This window comes from Labrys sp. F242 (assembly GCF_057813875.1).
In genome coordinates this window covers 90,963-108,454 of record NZ_JBVASG010000003.1, presented here as the reverse complement: position 1 = coordinate 108,454, position 17,492 = coordinate 90,963, and the positions used below count along the sequence as shown (strand labels likewise).

The 17,492-nt window shown below is 62.8% G+C and carries 21 protein-coding genes; 9 read left to right on the top strand and 12 right to left on the bottom strand.

Annotated elements, in window-relative coordinates:
• Positions 1-4: 4 nt before the first annotated feature.
• Positions 5-412 carry a hypothetical protein gene (locus tag ACZYTC_RS20205; RefSeq protein ID WP_434958718.1) on the bottom strand — a complete coding sequence of 136 codons (408 nt, stop codon included), beginning with the start codon at positions 410-412 and terminating at the stop codon, positions 5-7.
• A gap of 93 nt (positions 413-505) precedes the next feature.
• Between ACZYTC_RS20205 and ACZYTC_RS20200 the strand changes: the two genes are divergently transcribed.
• Entirely contained in the window at positions 506-874 is a 369-nt protein-coding gene (locus ACZYTC_RS20200; RefSeq protein ID WP_434958719.1) for a GFA family protein, read from the top strand.
• 12 nt (positions 875-886) lie between these two features.
• On the opposite strand, the gene ACZYTC_RS20195 is transcribed toward ACZYTC_RS20200, so the two are convergent.
• A complete protein-coding gene (locus ACZYTC_RS20195) occupies positions 887-1,195 on the bottom strand; it encodes a putative quinol monooxygenase (protein WP_434958720.1) in 309 nt (102 codons plus the stop codon).
• A 141-nt stretch (positions 1,196-1,336) separates the two neighbouring features.
• Here ACZYTC_RS20195 and ACZYTC_RS20190 point away from each other — a divergent pair, with 141 nt between their 5' ends.
• The gene (locus ACZYTC_RS20190; protein WP_488990396.1) at positions 1,337-2,161 is read left to right on the top strand and encodes an alpha/beta fold hydrolase; all 825 of its coding nucleotides are present in this window, start codon (positions 1,337-1,339) and stop codon (positions 2,159-2,161) included.
• Between the two features lie 24 nt (positions 2,162-2,185).
• On the opposite strand, the gene ACZYTC_RS20185 is transcribed toward ACZYTC_RS20190, so the two are convergent.
• The gene (locus tag ACZYTC_RS20185; RefSeq protein WP_441770889.1) at positions 2,186-2,887 is read right to left on the bottom strand and encodes a hypothetical protein; all 702 of its coding nucleotides are present in this window, start codon (positions 2,885-2,887) and stop codon (positions 2,186-2,188) included.
• A gap of 127 nt (positions 2,888-3,014) precedes the next feature.
• Positions 3,015-3,443: an organic hydroperoxide resistance protein gene (locus tag ACZYTC_RS20180; protein WP_434958723.1), complete on the bottom strand. Its 429-nt coding sequence runs from the start codon at positions 3,441-3,443 to the stop codon at positions 3,015-3,017.
• 224 nt (positions 3,444-3,667) lie between these two features.
• On the opposite strand from ACZYTC_RS20180, the gene ACZYTC_RS20175 reads away from it, so the two are divergent.
• Together ACZYTC_RS20175 and ACZYTC_RS20170 are read left to right on the top strand one after the other, a co-directional pair.
• Complete coding sequence (locus tag ACZYTC_RS20175; protein WP_488990395.1) at positions 3,668-4,141, top strand: MarR family winged helix-turn-helix transcriptional regulator; 474 nt, start codon at positions 3,668-3,670, stop codon at positions 4,139-4,141.
• Between the two features lie 437 nt (positions 4,142-4,578).
• Positions 4,579-5,982, top strand: coding sequence for a tetratricopeptide repeat protein (locus tag ACZYTC_RS20170; RefSeq protein ID WP_434958725.1), 1,404 nt, complete (start codon positions 4,579-4,581; stop codon positions 5,980-5,982).
• Positions 5,983-6,028: 46 nt separating this feature from the next.
• Here ACZYTC_RS20170 and lhpI read toward each other — a convergent pair whose 3' ends face one another.
• The 5 genes from lhpI to ACZYTC_RS20145 form a co-directional block, all read right to left on the bottom strand.
• The gene (gene lhpI, locus ACZYTC_RS20165; RefSeq protein ID WP_488990394.1) at positions 6,029-6,979 is read right to left on the bottom strand and encodes a bifunctional Delta(1)-pyrroline-2-carboxylate/Delta(1)-piperideine-2-carboxylate reductase; all 951 of its coding nucleotides are present in this window, start codon (positions 6,977-6,979) and stop codon (positions 6,029-6,031) included.
• A 172-nt stretch (positions 6,980-7,151) separates the two neighbouring features.
• Entirely contained in the window at positions 7,152-7,520 is a 369-nt protein-coding gene (locus ACZYTC_RS20160) for a lipopolysaccharide assembly protein LapA domain-containing protein (RefSeq protein WP_488990393.1), read from the bottom strand.
• 30 nt (positions 7,521-7,550) lie between these two features.
• Positions 7,551-7,838, bottom strand: coding sequence for an integration host factor subunit beta (ihfB, locus tag ACZYTC_RS20155; protein WP_434958728.1), 288 nt, complete (start codon positions 7,836-7,838; stop codon positions 7,551-7,553).
• 185 nt (positions 7,839-8,023) lie between these two features.
• On the bottom strand, positions 8,024-8,980 hold the full coding sequence (gene sppA / locus ACZYTC_RS20150; RefSeq protein ID WP_488990392.1) for a signal peptide peptidase SppA: 957 nt from the start codon (positions 8,978-8,980) through the stop codon (positions 8,024-8,026).
• A 152-nt stretch (positions 8,981-9,132) separates the two neighbouring features.
• Positions 9,133-9,915, bottom strand: coding sequence for a helix-turn-helix transcriptional regulator (locus ACZYTC_RS20145; RefSeq protein WP_434958730.1), 783 nt, complete (start codon positions 9,913-9,915; stop codon positions 9,133-9,135).
• A gap of 178 nt (positions 9,916-10,093) precedes the next feature.
• On the opposite strand from ACZYTC_RS20145, the gene ACZYTC_RS20140 reads away from it, so the two are divergent.
• The 3 genes from ACZYTC_RS20140 (at position 10,094) to typA (ending at position 13,532) form a co-directional block, all read left to right on the top strand.
• Positions 10,094-10,861, top strand: coding sequence for a class I SAM-dependent methyltransferase (locus tag ACZYTC_RS20140; protein WP_488990391.1), 768 nt, complete (start codon positions 10,094-10,096; stop codon positions 10,859-10,861).
• Positions 10,862-11,039: 178 nt separating this feature from the next.
• Positions 11,040-11,450 (top strand): GFA family protein, encoded by a 411-nt coding sequence (locus tag ACZYTC_RS20135; RefSeq protein WP_434958732.1) that lies wholly within the window; start codon positions 11,040-11,042, stop codon positions 11,448-11,450.
• Between the two features lie 255 nt (positions 11,451-11,705).
• Complete coding sequence (gene typA, locus ACZYTC_RS20130) at positions 11,706-13,532, top strand: translational GTPase TypA (protein ID WP_434958733.1); 1,827 nt, start codon at positions 11,706-11,708, stop codon at positions 13,530-13,532.
• Positions 13,533-13,785: 253 nt separating this feature from the next.
• Here typA and epmA read toward each other — a convergent pair whose 3' ends face one another.
• Positions 13,786-14,829 (bottom strand): EF-P lysine aminoacylase EpmA, encoded by a 1,044-nt coding sequence (epmA, locus tag ACZYTC_RS20125; RefSeq protein ID WP_488990390.1) that lies wholly within the window; start codon positions 14,827-14,829, stop codon positions 13,786-13,788.
• A gap of 93 nt (positions 14,830-14,922) precedes the next feature.
• On the opposite strand from epmA, the gene ACZYTC_RS20120 reads away from it, so the two are divergent.
• Positions 14,923-15,657 carry a M48 family metallopeptidase gene (locus ACZYTC_RS20120; protein WP_441770883.1) on the top strand — a complete coding sequence of 245 codons (735 nt, stop codon included), beginning with the start codon at positions 14,923-14,925 and terminating at the stop codon, positions 15,655-15,657.
• Positions 15,658-15,663: 6 nt separating this feature from the next.
• Positions 15,664-16,161: a hypothetical protein gene (locus ACZYTC_RS20115; RefSeq protein ID WP_441770882.1), complete on the top strand. Its 498-nt coding sequence runs from the start codon at positions 15,664-15,666 to the stop codon at positions 16,159-16,161.
• A gap of 23 nt (positions 16,162-16,184) precedes the next feature.
• Here ACZYTC_RS20115 and rhaM read toward each other — a convergent pair whose 3' ends face one another.
• Both rhaM and ACZYTC_RS20105 read right to left on the bottom strand, forming a co-directional pair.
• Positions 16,185-16,502 carry an L-rhamnose mutarotase gene (gene rhaM / locus ACZYTC_RS20110; RefSeq protein WP_434958737.1) on the bottom strand — a complete coding sequence of 106 codons (318 nt, stop codon included), beginning with the start codon at positions 16,500-16,502 and terminating at the stop codon, positions 16,185-16,187.
• 85 nt (positions 16,503-16,587) lie between these two features.
• Positions 16,588-17,412: a FadR/GntR family transcriptional regulator gene (locus ACZYTC_RS20105; protein WP_441770881.1), complete on the bottom strand. Its 825-nt coding sequence runs from the start codon at positions 17,410-17,412 to the stop codon at positions 16,588-16,590.
• Positions 17,413-17,492 lie beyond the last annotated feature (80 nt).

The window sequence follows — 17,492 nt, the reverse complement described above, 5'->3', positions numbered from 1 at the left end:
ATGGCTACCCAACCTGCCAGGGTTCGACCAATCCCTGGCGCAGGGTCTCGCTATAGGCCCCCTTGTCGATGGTGCCGACAATCTCCTTGTCGAAGGTGATTTCGACATCGAAGCGATGGCGGGCCGAGAGCTGGCGCAAATGCTCGATCAGCGCGATGGCGCCGGCAAAATCGGCTTTTTCGCCGGCGATGGTCTCTCCGGCAAGGCTGGCGCGCACCGGCAGCTCCACCGCGCAGCCCGTGTCCGGATCGGTCTCGCTGACCTTGTGCTTGAAGGCATCAGGCGCCTCGATCGGCCACTCCACGCCATCGGCGAACTCCTCGATCTCATCGATGATATCATCCATGGCATCCTCGCCGCTGATGCCGAGGAGATGGAAGGTCAAGGTGTGGATCTTGCGGGCAGCGCTCATCAGGCTCTCGTTTTAGCGGATCACTGCTGACAGGAAGATGTCAGCAGACAGGCTTTATCAAGAGCTACAGCGAAGATTGGAAAGGAACAAGCCATGGCTCTCAAAGGCAGCTGCCATTGCGGCGGCACGACATTCGAGTTGAGCGAGGCGCCGCAGGAGGTGACACGCTGCACCTGCAGCTTCTGTTCCAAGCGCGGCTCGCTCTGGGCCTATTACAAGCCCGAGCAGTTCCGGCTGACCTCGCCGCCCGAACAGGTCGCGACCTATCGTTGGGGGTCGAAGACCATCCAGCATCACTTTTGCGCAACCTGCGGCTGCGGCACCTATACGCAGACGCCGGACTGGTCGACCGGCGAGCCCGATTTCGACAATCCCAAGATCAGCATCAACGCCAGGCTCTTCGACGATTTCGACCTGGAGGCCGTGCCCGTCACCGTCATCGACGGCCGGAACCTGTGGTAGCCACGCCGGCGGTCAATCCTTCCGGTCGGCACGAAGCGGCTGCCACATCGATACGGAGCGAGGTTCCGCCAGCAATTCGGGCAGAGCCTTGTGCCAGGCCTGCCGATAGGGCCGGTTGAGCTGCACGTCGAGCACCTCCTGATGATCGACCCAGGTTTCGTGAAGCAGGAAACGGCAGGGATCGGCGGGATCGCCATGGAGCGTGGCGTTCACGAAGGTCGCTTCATGACGCATCGTGTCCAACAATGTGTTCAGCATGCCGAGGAAGCGCTCGCGCTGCCCGGGGTTGACGACAAAGCCGATCAGATAGGTCACGCTCATTTGACTGTCCTCCTGCGGCATTCCCGCCGCCAACGCCACCGAGGATAGTGAGCGGGTCGAGGAAGGCGATTACCTTGGGCGTAATCGCGTGCCACCTCCGCTCCCGGCACAATGGCGGCCTCTCAACCCGGAGGAACCGCCATGACCGCACCTTTCGTCGAGATCGCCGATGGCCACCGTCTTTTCGTTCGCGACTGGGGCCAGGGCGCTCCCGTGCTACTGCTTGCCGGCTGGGCAATGGATTCCGGCATCTGGGCGCAAACCATGATCGGGCTCAACGCCCAGGGACTGCGCACCATCGCCTATGATCGGCGCGGCCATGGTCACTCGAGCGATCCGGGCACCGTCGATTTCGACGCGCTAGCGGACGACCTCGACGCCGTGATCACTCAGCTCGGCCTCAGCGACCTCACCGTGGTCGCCCATTCCTGCGCCGTCGGCGAAGTGCTGCGCTATATCAGCCGCCACGGGGCAGGGCGGATCGGGCGCATCGTCCTGGTCGGGGCCCAGGGCCCCTGCCTCGTCGCCGGACCGGGCAACGATCAGGGGCGGCCGAGGGAAGCCATCGAGGCCCTGATGGAACAGCTTGCCGACAACCTGCCGGCCTGGCTCGAGGCCAATATCGAACCTTTCGCACCCGGGGCCAGCAAGCACACCCTGGACGGGCTTGTAGACATGGTGCTGGGCGGTTCGCGGCGCATCCTGATCGATCTGCAGCGCGCGATCGTGGAGACCGATTTGCGCCCCGAAGCCACCGCCCTCAGGGTGCCTGTCACGCTGATCCATGGCGACCGCGACGTCTCGGCACCGCTGGAAAGCACCGGCAAGCGCTTCGCCGCCCTGATCCCGGAAGCCGAGCTGCTGGTCTATGAAGGCATAGCCCACGGCGTGATGGTGACCCATGCCGCCAAGCTGGCGAGGGACATTACCCGGATAGCCATCCGGCAGGCGGCCGCGGCAGCCTGACCTCGGTCGGGTTTGTTTCCAGGCCTATTTCCTGGGCTGCAGGCAATTCACTGGCAGGGCCGGATTACCGAACCAGATCTCGAAGGTGTTGGGGCGCGAATCCCGCGCCCCACTCCAGCTCGTCGACAGATCCTTGGTGGTGAGCTGCAGGCCGACGGAAGCGAAGAGTTCGGCGAGGCTTTCGGCGCGCTTGCGGTCGGATGCCTTGAAGTAGCGCAGTTCATGCGCTTCGCCCGACCATTTGGCTGATAGCACCGACGGGAATGTGATGGCCGCCTTGTCGCCGTCCTTCATCTCGTCGAGCAGGATATTGGCGCAGGGGCGCTGCGTGTCGTTGAGCGCGTGAACGAAGATGCGGCTCGGCAACCTTGCCGTCGCCTCCTCATAGGCCGACTTCACCGAAGTGTTGACGAGCGAGGCCTTCTGCACCGCGTTCTCCAGCAGGGGCAGCAAATCGCGGTCCGAAGACGAATTGGCATAATCGAGCTGCGCGGTGATGAACTCCACCGGCACCTTGTCGTTCTTGAGGAGATATTCGAACATGGCGACGCCATATTTGCGCTTCTCCGGCGCGGCATCGGTCATCAGGTCGATCATGGTGCGCAGATCGGCGAGATTCTGCTGCCACCGCGTGTAGTACCAGCCGATCCCGGCCACGGTGAGCGGGATCAGCGCCGTCGACAAAAGCTGCGGCAGGACTTCACGCCAGGGGCGAGGCAGTGACATGGGGGAACTCCGGGCAGAGCTCCCTGCTTAGCGCCGAATCACCATGCCAGCCATGCCCGGCACGGCCAGGCGCACGTCTCCCCACAGGATCCGCACGCCCGGTACCGAATGCCGGTCGCGAACGGCCTCAGACCACGCTGAGGCGGACGTCGAGATTCTTGCGGGTCGCCTCAGAATAGGGGCAAACGATGTGGGCCTTGGCGACGAGATCCTCGGCACGGGCATGGTCGATACCCGGCAGCGCGACGGCAAGAGCGACATCGAGGCCGAAGCCGGCACCATCGTCACGCGGTCCGATACCGACCGTGGCGGTGACGCTGGCATCCTCGGGAAGGGTAACCTTTTCCTTGCCGGCCACGAAACGCAGCGCGCCCATGAAGCAGGCGGCGTAGCCGGTGGCGAACAACTGTTCCGGATTGGTGCCGGGGCCGCCGGCGCCGCCGAGTTCCTTGGGCAGATCCAGCTTGACCGAAAAATGGCCATCCACGGTACCGGAGCGACCGCCGTCGCGGCCATTGTGATCGGAACGGGCTGCGGTGGTGTAGAGAACCTTCATGACGAACTCCCTTCGGGTTGAATACACGCTCTATATCGCACACATTTATATCGTGCGCGATATTTATTTTGACAGGAGGAGCATTTTTTCGGAAAGGCGATTTTTGGCGGGAAAGTCTGCGAAAATGATTCTGCATCCCTGTCGTGTGCGATATGATTCGCGGCTGAAGCTCGCCGGCCAGGCTTGTGCAGCCGGCACCGAACGTTGCGTCAAAGGAGGCACCGATGGAATTGTCTTCCAACGAGTTCACGCCGCTGCTCTTGCAGAACCAGCTCTGCTTCGCGCTCTACGCCGCCAACAATGCCTTTGGCCGTTCCTACAAGCCTCTGCTTGATCCGCTCGGCCTGACCTATCCGCAATATCTGGTCATGCTCTGCCTGTGGGAGCGGGACGGACTCAAGGTCGGCGAGATCGGCGCCCGGCTCTTCCTGGAAACCAATACGTTGACCCCCTTGCTCAAGCGCCTGGAGGCAGCGGGGCTGCTGAAACGCCGGCGCGACAGCCATGACGAGCGCCAGGTCCGCATCTCCCTCACCGCCGAAGGCAAGGCCCTGCGCGAGAAGGCCCGCGTCGTGCCGTCCCAGATCACCACGAACACCGGTCTCGAAGCCGGCCAGGCGGGCGCCCTCAAGGACTGGCTGGAATGGCTGCGGGAAGCCCTGGACTTGCATCAGAAACAGGCAAGCGATGCGGCATAGCGGCAGCTTGGCCCTTATACGCAAGCGATACTAAATTCGTCATTGTGACCGTAGCGAAGCAATCCAGTCCGACCGGCATGCGAGAGTATGGATTGCTTCGCTGCGCTCGCAATGACGTGACATGAACCGATCTCTTCGGGACAGGTCGTCAGCCTTCGCCGCCGGCCTTGCGCCACACCAGGATCGCCGCGGCGAGGTCCTTCAACGCACTGCCGATCGACTTGAACAGCGTCGCTCGACGCACGGCCACAGACCCCACTCCCTGGCGGCCTCCCTAGGTTACCGTAACTACGCAAGGTACTGAAGCCGGATCTGCAGAAAGACCGCGAGTTGTAGGGTAAAAGTTAGAACCACGAAGCACGACACTGGAAGTCTAAAGAAATATTCGCTAGCTTCCTTCAAGTGGAAAGATCTTCCTCTTGCGGAATGAGGGACAGGTGCAGAAATTAATTCTGGCCTGCGTGGCAGGCGTCCTGGTGGTTGCGGTGGGAGGCTATTTTGCTTTCCAAACTTACAGACATACCTTTTCCGTCACCGTGAGTTGCCTGCAAGACAAAGACATCATGAGGAAAATCGATGGCTGCACTCAAATCATAGATGCCGCAGAAAGCTCTAAACGAAGCTTCATTACAATACAAAGCCTCAGCTTGCCTGCCGCTTATCTCAATCGTGGCTATGCTTATATAAAAATTTCAAAACATGATGAGGCTCGAAAAGATCTCAATAAAGCAATCGAGCTGCAACCGACACTTGCAATGGCCTACAACAATCTCGGCTGGCTCGACATGGTCGCAGGAAATCTGGAAAGTGCGAACAAAAATCTAAAACAGGCAATAAATATAGATAAAACATTGGGTTTTGCATGGAACAACCTCTGCGACTTGCAGGAATCAATCGGGAATCACACTGAAGCAGTGAGGATTTGTTCTCATGCAATCGAATTGAGTCCTAAGCACACGGACAATTTCATCTACCGCAGCGATGCCTATCTTTCTCTCGCTGAAAGCACCCAGACGACACAGAACGACTCTGCGCAGCGACAGAATTACAAGAACGCTCTATCCGATATCGACGTTGCCATAAGCCTTTCTCCGGCGGAGGCTCATGGGCATAATGAACGGTGCCGCGTCCTCATCGCGAAGCTGGACTATGCCGGAGCCATTGCCAGCTGTGAAACGGCCATAAAACTCAAGCCAGACTTTGCTGCTCCTTATGCCAATCGCGGTTTGGCAAGCCTGCGCCAAGGCGATGCCTCGCTCGCGCTGGCGGATTTCGACAAGGCCATCCAGCTCGATCCGAAACTGCTGCAGGTCTACGGTTTGCGCGCGGAGGCTTTTGAAATGGCCGGTGACGTCGACAAAGCCCTGAAAGCGTCACAAGACACGATCGCACAATTCCCCGATGAGGCATCTGCGTTCTCGGATAGAGCGATCATCAACTTTACGATTGGCAATTTTCATGCTGCGGCCGAGGATTTCTCAACAGCCTTGAACCGTAACGACTTCGTTTACAGTAAGCTTTGGCGTTATCTATCCCTGGCGAGGGCAGGAGAGGACGGAATGAGCAAGCTCACGCAAGATGCCGATAGCGTGAAGGACAAGAGCTGGCCTTATCCTGTTCTCGAGTTCTATCTCGGCCGACGCGATTCGAACGCCATGATGGCGGCGGCTGAGAACGATAACCAACGTTGCGAAGCAACATTCTATCAGGGTGAATGGCTGGTGCTTCAACACAATGTGGGTGATGCAACCGCCCTCCTGAAGAAGACCATAGACACCTGCCCTAAGACGTTCGTCGAATACAGGCTCGCGCAAGCCGAGTTGAAGCGTTTGGCACGATAAGGGAGCTTGCGGCGGAAGCTCGTTCGAGGCCGGCGGTCTCTCGCCGTCAGCGCTCGGCCTTCTTCCACACCAGGATCGCCGCGGCGAGGTCCTCCAACGCACTGCCGATCGACTTGAACAGCGTCACCGCCTCGCTCGAATCACGGCCGGGATGCCTCCCCCGGGTGAGGTCGGCCAGATCGGCCCGGATATCATCCTGACTGATCGTGCCGGCCTTGAGGGCCAGAGCGATGTCGCCGCCCTCGATCAGGGCACCCGGCGTGTCGATGAACAGATCGCTGGCACGTACGGCCTCGTCATCGGCCTCGCGCATCTGCAGATTGAAAGCGCCGACCAAGTCCAGATGCATGCCCGGCCGCAGCCAGGCTCCCTTGACCAAGGGCAGGTTGGACAGCGTGGCGCAGGAAATCACATCGGCTGTGCGCACCGCGCGCTCGAGATCCGGCTCGTATCGAGCCGTAATCCCCTGCTGGCCCAGTTCCTCCACCAGCTTTTCGGCGCGTTCCGCCCGATGGTTCCAGATCGCCACATCGCTGATCGGTCGCTGGCTGGCATGGGCGCGGATGAGGAAGGGTGCCAGCGCGCCAGCGCCCACCATGGCAAGGCGGTTCGCATCAGGCCGGGCCAGATAGGAGGCGGCGAGCCCCGAAGCGGCGGCCGTGCGCCAATGGGTCAGCCGGGTGCCATCGATCGCCGCCAGGGGCGCCCCAGTTTCGCCCGACATCAAGACATAGGTGCCGAGCACGGCCGGCAGGCCGCGGGCGCCATTGGCCGGGAACACATTCACCAGTTTGGTACCGAGGAAGGCGCCCGGCCCCGGTGCATCGCCGGTCCAGGACGGCATGATCAGGGCAGTGGCCGCAGCGGCGCCGTGGCCGATTTCAAGATGCTGTCGTGGCGGCGTGACGAAATCGGCCGCAAAGGCCGAGCGCAATGCCTCGATCAGATCGGGAAAGGTCAGAAGGCCATCGATCTCATCGGCGGTGATGACGCGCATGGCTGTTTCGTCCGAGGCAACAAGAAGGTTTTGGCCGTATGGCCCGGAGCGGGAAGTATAACCGATCCGGTTGCAGGAAACAGATCGGCCTACAGCATCGTTTTTGCCGAAAACCGGTGCCCACTTTTCGGCACGATGTTCCGATCAGGGCGAAACGATCACACCGGGAGCGTCAGAACGGCACGCTCGAAGGCAGGACGGCATGGCTGTCGCGTGCTTCGGGTACGGGGCCAGCCTGGCTACGCAGGCGGTCGAGCTCATTGCGATTGCGCTCCACCTCGACCTGGGCGGCCCGCGCGGCGCGGCGGAAACGGCTCTGCTTCAGCCAGACGGTGATCCCGCCGATCAACATGCCGACAAGCAGGACCCCGAACAGGATCAGGAACATCGGCAGATGCAATGTGGTCGCTTCGGCGCCCGGCGCTGTGGGATCGTAGGACAAAGCTACGCCTTCGGCGATCCATTGCTTGTTCGCGATGGCAAAGGCCGCCATCACGATCAGGGCCAGAATCAGGATGAAATAATAGAATATGCGCTTCATGACCTGCCCCGCTCCGGCACGATAACTGTGTCAGGCCGTCGACTTGTTCAGTCGCAGCCGCATGTCCTTGCCGGTCTTGAAGAAAGGCACGAATTTCTCGTCCACGGGCACATGCGCGCCGGTACGCGGATTGCGGCCGATGCGAGCGGGACGGGCCTTCACCGAAAAAGCCCCGAAGCCGCGCAGCTCGACCCGGTCGCCCTTGGCCATCGCATTGACGATCTCGTCGAGGATGGCATTGACGATGTTTTCGATGTCGCGCTGATAGAGGTGCGGATTGGCTTCCGCAATCTTCAGAACCAATTCGGATTTGATCATTTTCGTTCCCGTGAGTCGCCGGTCTTGTGAAATTTCGTTCGCTCGACGCGAATCGCGTCCAAGCTCCCTTACAGCATGATACGGATCGAGCCCAAGCGTACGCCCGCTCCAGGTCTTGTTGATGCTCTACAATGCCTTGTTTGACACGTTACTATGGTCCCGACAGACCGTGAGACACGAATGCCTCAAGGGTGCCAAACCGAAACAAGCCCGTCAAGCGCAGCCGGCGGCGTATCTGGTGCCGTCCGGATGGCATCGCCCAGGCTGGTGATGCCGAGGCTGTCGGCAAGCCAGGCCAGTCCCGTGCGCGCAAAGGGGAAGGAGGAGGTGGTGGAAGGCTTGTCCCAGTCTTCGACCGGCAGCGCCTTCATGCGCGGCTTGTCCTTGCTCAGCCAGGCGATCGCGGTGGTCTCGTCGCCCATCTCGTCGATGAGCTTGAGATCGAGTGCCTGCTTGCCGGTGAAGACGCGCCCGTCGGCGACGGCGGCAAGGCCGGCATCATCAAATTTGCGCCGATCCTTCACCAGGTCCTTGAACCAGCCATAGGTGTCGTTGACGATGGAGGCGAGTGCTGCCCGCGCCTCCGGGCTGGTCGGCGTGAACCCGTCCGGCGACGCCTTCAACGGGGAGGATTTCACCGCTTCGACGCTGACACCGAGGGTATCGAGCAGCTTGGAGACATTGGGATATTGCACCAGTACGCCGATCGAACCGACCAGAGAGGACCGCCGGGCCACGATGTGATCTGTGCCGACGGCGGCCATATAGGCGGCGGACGCCCCGAGCCCGTCGATGAAGGCGACCGTCGGCTTGCTGGCCGAGAGCTTGCGCAGGCCGTCATAGAGCGCCTCGCCGCCGGAGGTCGTACCGCCGGGGGAGTTGATCCGCACGATCACCGCCTCGGCCTGGGACGCCGCAATCTGATCGAACAGCTTCAGATTGGCGGTCTGGTCCCCCACGAAGCCGTCGAGCTTGATGCGGGCGATATGCGGGCTGCGATGCTGCAGGGCGCCGGTGCCGACAATGGCGAGATAGGCCACCACCAAGGCGACAGCCAGAAATAGGAAGGCCAGCACGCGCCAGACGGAAAGCTTGCGGCGCAGAACGCGCCTGTCGACCAGGAGATCGGTCTCTAGGGACATGGGGGAATACCCTTGGGGAAATTGGCGCGAAACCTAGCCGAGCGACGAGGCCGCGGCAAGGCGGGCGATATGGGGGCGGTCTTCGGACCCGCCTGGAATCGCAGCGCTCGTTGGAGAGGCAGGGGTGTCCGAAGACCCGCCCCCAAAACCAGTCACACCAGCATGACGAATTTGAGATCCGGCCGCGTCGTCGGATTGAGGGTGATCTGCTGGAATTCGAGCGCGCCGCGCGCGGGATGATTGAAACGCCGCAGCCCGCCTTCGCGGCCGATCACGCTATGGATCGGCCAGGCCTGCGCGAAGAAGGGGCTCCGCGTCACAAGCCCGCCGACGAGTGCCTGCATCGCCTCCTCCTCGATGTGATGGCCGTAATCGATGCGGAACTCGGCGATCACCCGACGAGCCCGTCCCTCCCAGTCCTCGATCAGCTCCCGCGCGGCCGGGCTGAGGAAAATATAGGCGAGGAGGTTGCGGTCATTGTCGCCGTCGAGCCAGCCGCTGAAGAGTTCCGCCGCCTGGGCATTCCAGCCCAGTGCGTTCCAGAGGTGGTCGAGCAGATAGGCCGGGCCGGCGATGGTATCGAGGGCGGTGAGCAGGGCCGGCGGTGCTGCCGGCTCGGATTCGGTGCTGGCCTGCGGATCGCGCTTGCCGGCGAGATCGAACAGATAGGCGCGCTCGGCCTGCGAAAAGTTCAGGACATTGGCAAGCCGCCCCAGCGCATGGGCGGACAGGGATATGTCCCGCCCCTGCTCCAGCCAGGTGTACCAGGTGGTCGAAAGGCCGGCGAGCTGGGCCACTTCCTCGCGGCGCAGGCCCGGCGTTCGCCGCCGCGCCCCGCCCTGCAGGCCGAAAAGATCGGGCGTGAGCCGCGCCCGCTGAGACCGCAGGAATTCGCCGAGCTGCTGGCGGCGCGCCTGATCCGACTCCGCTGTCATGGCAACTTTCATACCAGGATAAAAAAGGATCTGGTACCAGTGTAAATCAGAACCTAGAGACGTTCCAGTCTGCTCTCGGGGGAGTGGGCGAGCCTCATTACAGGCACCGCCCGCCCTGTATCAGGCGATCGAATCACAAACGCTTCAGCCGCGTGTTCAGCCTTATGGAGTAAGAACCATGGCCCGATCGGCCACCCTGGAAAACCTGGTCACCAGCCAATTCGGCTCCCAGGCAGCCGCCTACGTCGCCAGCTCCGTCCATGCCAAGGGCGAGGATCTCGCTCTGGTGGCCGAAGCGATCGCGGCCCGGCATCCCTCTCACGTGCTGGATCTGGGCTGCGGCGGCGGGCATGTCAGCTTCGCGGCCGCGCCGGTCGCGGCTCAGGTGGTCGCCTACGATCTCTCGTCGGAAATGCTGGCGGCCGTCGCCGAGGAAGCCGCCAGGCGCGGCCTTGCCAATATCGCCACCCGCCAGGGCTCGGTCGAGCAGTTGCCCTTTGCCAACGCCAGCTTCGACATGGTGCTCAGCCGTTATTCGGCCCATCACTGGGGCGACGTGCCCGCAGCCTTGCAGGAAGCCTTCCGTGTCCTGCGCCCAGGCGGCACGCTGGTGATCGCCGATGCCATCGCCCCGGCGCGGGCCGTCTGTGACACCTTCCTGCAGGCCTTCGAGATGCTGCGCGACCCCTCGCATGTCCGCGATTATTCGATCCGCGAATGGCAGGCCATGCTCGCCGCCGCCGGCTTCACCTTGGGTACGACGACGCCGGGGCGACAGCCGCTCGAATTTACCTCCTGGATCACGCGCATGCGTACGCCGCCGGTCTTCGTCGAGGCCATCCGTGCCCTGCAGGCTGCGATGTCGGAGGAGGTGCGCCAGCACTTCGCAGTCGAGGCCGACGGGTCCTTCGTCCTCGACAATGCGGTCTTCGTGGCGCAGCGCTAGGTTTTCCGCCCTGTCAGCCGGCGCTCGCCCGTTCCTGCGGTATCGGCCTCATCGCCGATACCGCAGGTCTTTATTGAAACACCGTCATATCAAAACCCACCTCCCCCTTTCCCATGCGAATCTGTAAGCTGGGAAGCTGGAAGGCCGAACACATCTGCGGCCTGACGGAGGGGATGCCATGGCCCTGCTGACCGGCGGCTGCGCATGCGGGGCGATCCGCTACGAAGCGCAGGCAGTGCCCTTCGATGCCGGCTGGTGCCATTGCCGCATCTGCCAGCGCATTTCGGGAGCGCCCGCCCAGCCCTGGGCGCTCTTTGCCGTCGAGACCTTTGGCTATGTGAAGGGCGAGCCGCGCGTCTATCACTCTTCCAGTTTCGGGGAGCGCCGCTTCTGCGGCGACTGCGGCGCCTCGATCGAATTCCGGCTGCGCGAGTCTGCGTCCGAGATCAGCATCAATATCGGCACGCTCGACGACCCCTCGCTGGTGCCGCCCCGCAAGCATATCTGGACCCGCAGCCAGGTTTCCTGGTTCGCGACGGCCGATGACCTGCCGACATTCTTGGAATATGAGCCGGAAAAGGACGGCTAGGAGCCGTTAGTTGGCTGCTGCGCCATTGCCGCGCCCCCCTCTCCTGTGATATTGCGGCGCAAAATCCGACAGACGATCCCCTTTTTGGCGCGGCCCGATGCCATCGGCTCAAGCATTTTTGCGATTTGGTGGAACGTCGGGAATCGCACAATCGCTCTCGCCAATCCATCGGATTGGCTTGGAAACAACGAGTTGGGGCAGAAGAGCGTTTCCGTCTGAACGCACTTCGCCTTAGCCAGGAACCCGGTTTAACCTATGCAACTTCGCAATATCGCCATCATCGCCCACGTCGACCATGGCAAGACCACGCTGGTTGACCAACTGCTGCGGCAGTCCGGCGCCTTCCGCGACAATCAGCGCGTGGCCGAGCGCGTGATGGACTCGAACGATCTCGAGAAGGAGCGCGGCATCACCATCCTGGCCAAGGCTACCTCGGTGGTGTGGAAGGATACCCGCGTCAACATCGTCGACACACCCGGCCACGCCGATTTCGGCGGCGAGGTCGAGCGCATCCTCAACATGGTCGATGGCGCCATCGTGCTGGTGGACGCCGCCGAAGGGCCGATGCCGCAGACCAAGTTCGTGGTGGCCAAGGCCCTCAAGATCGGCCTCAAGCCGATCGTCGCCATCAACAAGGTCGACAAGCCCGACGCCCGCACCACCGAGGTGATCAACGAGGTGTTCGACCTCTTCGCCGCCCTCGACGCCACCGATGAGCAGCTCGACTTCCCGATCCTCTACGGTTCGGGCAAGCAGGGCTGGATGGGGACCTCCCCCGAGGCTTCGCATGACGACGGCATGGCACCGCTGTTCGACCTCGTGCTCAAGCATGTCGCGCAGCCCACCGTCGAGCCCGGTCCCTTCCGCATGCTCGCCACCATCCTGGAAGCCAACCCCTATCTCGGCCGCGTCCTCACTGGCCGCATCTCCTCGGGCACGCTGAAGCCGAACATGGCGATCAAGGCGCTTTCGCATGACGGCAAGGTGATCGAGCAGGGCCGCGTCTCCAAGGTGCTTGCCTTCCGCGGCATCGAACGCCAGCCGGTCGAGGAAGCCGAGGCGGGCGACATCGTCGCCATCGCCGGCCTGACCCAGGGCACCGTCGCCGACACCTTCTGCGCGCTCGAAGTCACCGACCCGATCATCGCCCAGCCGATCGACCCGCCGACCGTGTCGATGACCTTCACCGTCAACGATTCCCCGCTCGCCGGCACCGAGGGCGACAAGGTGACCAGCCGCGTCATCCGCGACCGCCTGCTCAAGGAAGCTGAGGGCAATGTCGCGCTGAAGATCGAGGAATCGGTCGACAAGGACTCGTTCATCGTCTCCGGCCGCGGCGAACTCCAGCTCGCCATCCTGATCGAGGTGATGCGCCGCGAGGGCTTCGAACTCGGCGTCTCCCGCCCGCGCGTGGTCTTCCAGAAGGACGAGACCACCGGCGAAGTCCTGGAGCCGATCGAAGAAGTGGTGATCGACGTCGACGAGGAATTCTCCGGTGCCGTGGTGCAGAAGATGTCGGAGCGCAAGGCCGACATGATCGAAATGCGCCCCTCCGGCGGCAACCGCCAGCGCTTGGTCTTCCACGCCCCGACCCGGGGCCTGATCGGCTATCAGAACGAGTTGCTCACCGACACCCGCGGCACCGCCGTGCTGAACCGCCTGTTCCATGCCTATGCCCCCTTCAAGGGCGAGGTGGCCGGCCGCCGCAACGGCGTGCTGATCTCCACCGACGCCGGCGAGGCCGTGGCCTATGCGCTGTGGAACCTGGAAGACCGCGGCCCGATGATGATCGAGCCCGGCTGGAAGGTCTATCAGGGCATGATCGTGGGCGAGCATAATCGCGAGAACGATCTGGAAGTGAACGTGCTCAAGGGCAAGAAGCTCACCAACGTCCGGGCCTCCGGCAAGGACGAAGCCGTGCGCCTGACGCCACCGATCCGGATGACGCTGGAAAAGTCGATCGCCTGGATCCAGGACGACGAACTCCTGGAGGTCACGCCGAAGTCGATCCGCCTGCGCAAGGCCATCCTCGATCCCAACGAGCGCAAGAAAGCCGATCGCGCCCGCGACGCGGCTGCGTAAGAGCCGCCAAACGATCTCTGAAGAGGGCCGGTCTCAGCACCGGCCCTCTTGTTTTTGAAGACGGTGCGGCGTGGCAGCCGGCTGGGACCGCGGACGCTTCCTGCAGAAAAAACCGCCGACCCTAGGGCCGGCGGTGCAATGAGGACTCTCGCGGATCAAGTTCGTGCCGCGTCAACGGCATGGGGTGAAAGCTCACAGGTCCTTTTGTCGAGATTGTGGCCTCTCACGCAACATATCCCCGCTATTCACAGCCTCACGCCACCGGGGTCCAGATTACCTGGTCGATGCGGCTTGCGCCCGTCGCCAGCATGGCAAGCCGGTCGAAGCCAAGGGCAATGCCGCTGGCCTCAGGCATGATGGCAAGCGCAGCGAGGAAATCCTCGTCGATCGGATAGCGCTCGCCATAGATACGCTCTTTCTCGTCCATCTCCGCCTGGAAGCGGCGGCGCTGCTCCTCGGTATCGGTCAGCTCGCCGAAGGCATTGGCGAGCTCGACGCCGCAGGCATAGAGCTCGAAGCGCTCGGCCACGCGCGGATCATCGGCGGTGCGGCGGGCCAGCGCCGCCTCCACGCTTGGATATTCGTGGAGGATGGTGGCGCGTCCCAGGCCGAGATAGGGCTCGATCTTCTGCACCAGCACGCCGGAATAGATGTCGGACCAGGTATCATCGGCGGCAACCCGCAGGCCGGCCCGAACAGTGGCGTCGGCCAAAGCGTCACGGTCGCTGCTGCCGTCCTTGTCGAGCGTCGCCAGGAGATCGATGCCGGCAAAGCGCTCGAAGGCCTCGGCGACGCTGAGCTTCTCGGGTTCGGCGAAGGGGTCCGTCTCCACGCCGCGATAGCTGAAGCGCTTGAGGCCGCCCGTTTCGGCGGCAAGGGCCAGCAGCCTGGCGCAATCGTCCATCAGCTTCCGATAGGGTTCGCCGCTGCGATACCATTCCAGCATGGTGAATTCGGGCGAATGGGTGCCGGTCCGCTCGCGGTTGCGGAAGACCTTGGCGAAGGTGAACAGGCGCTCCTCCCCCGCCGCCAGCAGCTTCTTGCAGGCGAATTCCGGCGAGGTGTGCAGATAAAGCCGGCGTACCGAAAGATCGGCATCGATCAGATCGGTGGCGAAGGCATGCAGATGCGCCTCGTTGCCGGGGGAGACCTGCAGGATTGAAGTGTCGACCTCGGTGAAGTCCTCCGCCGTGAAGAAACCGCGCAGCGCCGTCATCAGCCGGTTGCGCCCGATCAGGAAGGACCGGCGATCCTGATGGGCCGACGGCTGCCACCAGGGGGTAGGATCGGAATACATGGCGGATCCTTTGAGATGAATTGCCTCGCCCCTACGCCAGCCGCGGCAAAACCGCAATCCGGGTTATGATGGCGGCTCAAACCTGATTCGAGCATGATATCGCTGTTTCGACGCAATCCGACGCCCCAACCCGAGCAGATCACCGTCAGGATCGGGGCGACAACCTATCCGGTTGCCGTCAGGCGGCTGGTTTCGGCGCGCCGCTACACGCTCCGGGTGCGTACGGCGCAGCGCGACATCGTGCTCTCCATGCCGGCGCGTGGCAGCCTGATCACCGCCAAGGCCTTCGCCGACAAGCATGCCGGCTGGATCGCCCTGAAGCTGGCCAAGCTCGCCCAGGATGTCAGCTTCGCCGACGGCGCCATGGTGCCCATCCGCGACGTGCCGCACCGCATCGAGCATCGCGAGGGCCGTGGTACCGCAAAGATCGAGGCAGGCACGCCGCCCCTCCTCGTCGTGCATGGCGATATCAAGCATTTGCCGCGCCGCCTCACCGACTGGCTGAAGAAACAGGCTCTGCGCGAGGTGCAGGCGGCCGTCGCGCGCCATACCGCGGCGCTCGGTGTCAAGCACGGCCCGATCAGCGTCAAGGACACCACCAGCCGCTGGGGCTCCTGCTCCTCGACCGGGGCGCTGGCCTTCTCCTGGCGCCTGATCCTGGCGCCGCCCTTCGTGCTCGACTATCTCGCTGCGCACGAGGTTTCGCATCTGAAGGAAATGAACCACTCGCCCCGCTTCTGGCGCCTGTGCCACCAGCTCTGTCCCCGTACCGAGGAAGCCCGGGCCTGGCTGAAGTCGCATGGTGCCGGGCTGCACCGCTACGGGTGAGCGGAGATGCCGGAGAAAGCGGAGGACGCCCAAAGAAACCGCTCGAACTTGCGCCGGCTCGTGCATGAGCAGGATCACGTCTTCAAGCGAGATGGGACCAACAGACTGCCAATTGTCGCCATCGAAGATTTCTTTACAGCAGGAATCACACGTAACGCCGTCTCCAGTCGGGCCATTCTCACCTTCGGCATAGAGGCCTTTCGCGACCGCCTCATGGATGTCCGCGGTCGTGACGACGTGGCAGACGTTGCCATCCAGATCTGGGGATTTGACGACGAAGAAGACTGGCCGACTCTTGGCTATATTTTCATTGCAACGTCTCAGCCGCGTTCCACCGTGACAACCTGGTTGGAGGGCATCCAACCCGATGCGATCCTCAGGGCCGGCGGAGTGGATGAGCCCTTCGTCCGAGCGCAAATCATTCGCGCAGAGGCCATTCGGACCAGGCCCGGATATGAGGTCCATGGGCTGTTCTATGAAAGGGACAGCGAGGAAGACGTTTAGGTGCCGCCTGTCTCTCACCGGCTCTATGGCAAATAGAACACCCGCTTCAGCGGCACCTGCACCGGGGAACTGTCCGGATTGGTGGCCATGATGTCGCCCATGAACGCCCACCAGCGCTTCATCACCGCCTCGTCGGGCAATCGGTCGAGCTTGTGGTCGTCGCTGCGGGTGAGGATGGCGAAGAGATGGTGGTCCTCCGGGTCAAGCCAGATCGTGTAGTCGGAGATGCCGACCTGCCTCAGCAGCATCACCAGCTCGGGAAAGATCTCGTCATGGCGCTTTTCATATTCGGCGGCCTGGCCGGGGTTCAGGTTCATGCGAAAAGCGATGCGGTCCGGCATGGAGCGTTTCCTTGCGACGTTTGCTTGCGACGTTTCCTTGGGGTGTTCTCTCGAAGGCAATTCCGGTTATGCCGGCGATCCGCGATCAGCGCTTGTCGGGCCGGTTAGCGGCGTCCCGAGCGGCCATCTCGCCGCCGATCACCTCCTGCGCCTGGCTGGAGGTGTCACGTACATGTTCGAGATGCCGGCGATAGGCAGCCACCGCCGCCGCGGCATCGCGGGCCATCACGGCCTCGGCGATCTCGACATGCTGGGCTACGCTGATCTCGATCACACCGGGCAGGGCGCTGGCGACGCGGCGCACGTCGAGCCCGACATCGTAGAGCCCTTCCGCCATCGCAGCGAGCAGGCGGCTGTGGCCGCCGCCATAGAGGGCCCGGTGCAACTCGATGTCGAGCAGGCGGAAGGCAACCGGATCCTCGTGGAAGGCGCGGCCGTCGACGGCCAATTCGAGGATGCGTGCCCGTGTCTCCTCATCAGCCCGTTCGGCGCAGAGACGCACCAGTTCGAGTTCGACCACCACCCGCGCCTCGAAATGCTCGCGCACGTCGTAGTCGGCGAAGGAGAGCATGGTCGAGAACGGCGCCACCAGGCGGCTCGGCGACAGGTCGGTGACGCTATAGCGTCCGCCCTGGCGGCTTTCGAGCACGCCCATCAGGGTCAGCGCCTTGAGTGCTTCTCGCAAGGGCGGGCGCGAAATGCCGAAGGCAATGCCCATCTGCTGCTCGGTCGGCAGGCGGTCGCCGGATCGAAGATTGCCCGACTTGATCATGCCCATGATGCGGGTGGCGACCTGCTCGGCGATCGGACGCCGCTCCAGCGCGCCGCCGCCGAATGGTTCGGAGACGGCCTCGCCGGCATCCAGGGCCGCCAGATCGCTGAAATCGGGGTCTTTGATCAGCTTGCTCACAGGACTGCCTTACTGCCTCACAGGCCCTGAGCAAAGCGCGTTTTGACGAAAACGCACTTTTGCTCCGGCTCTTCGTTTCC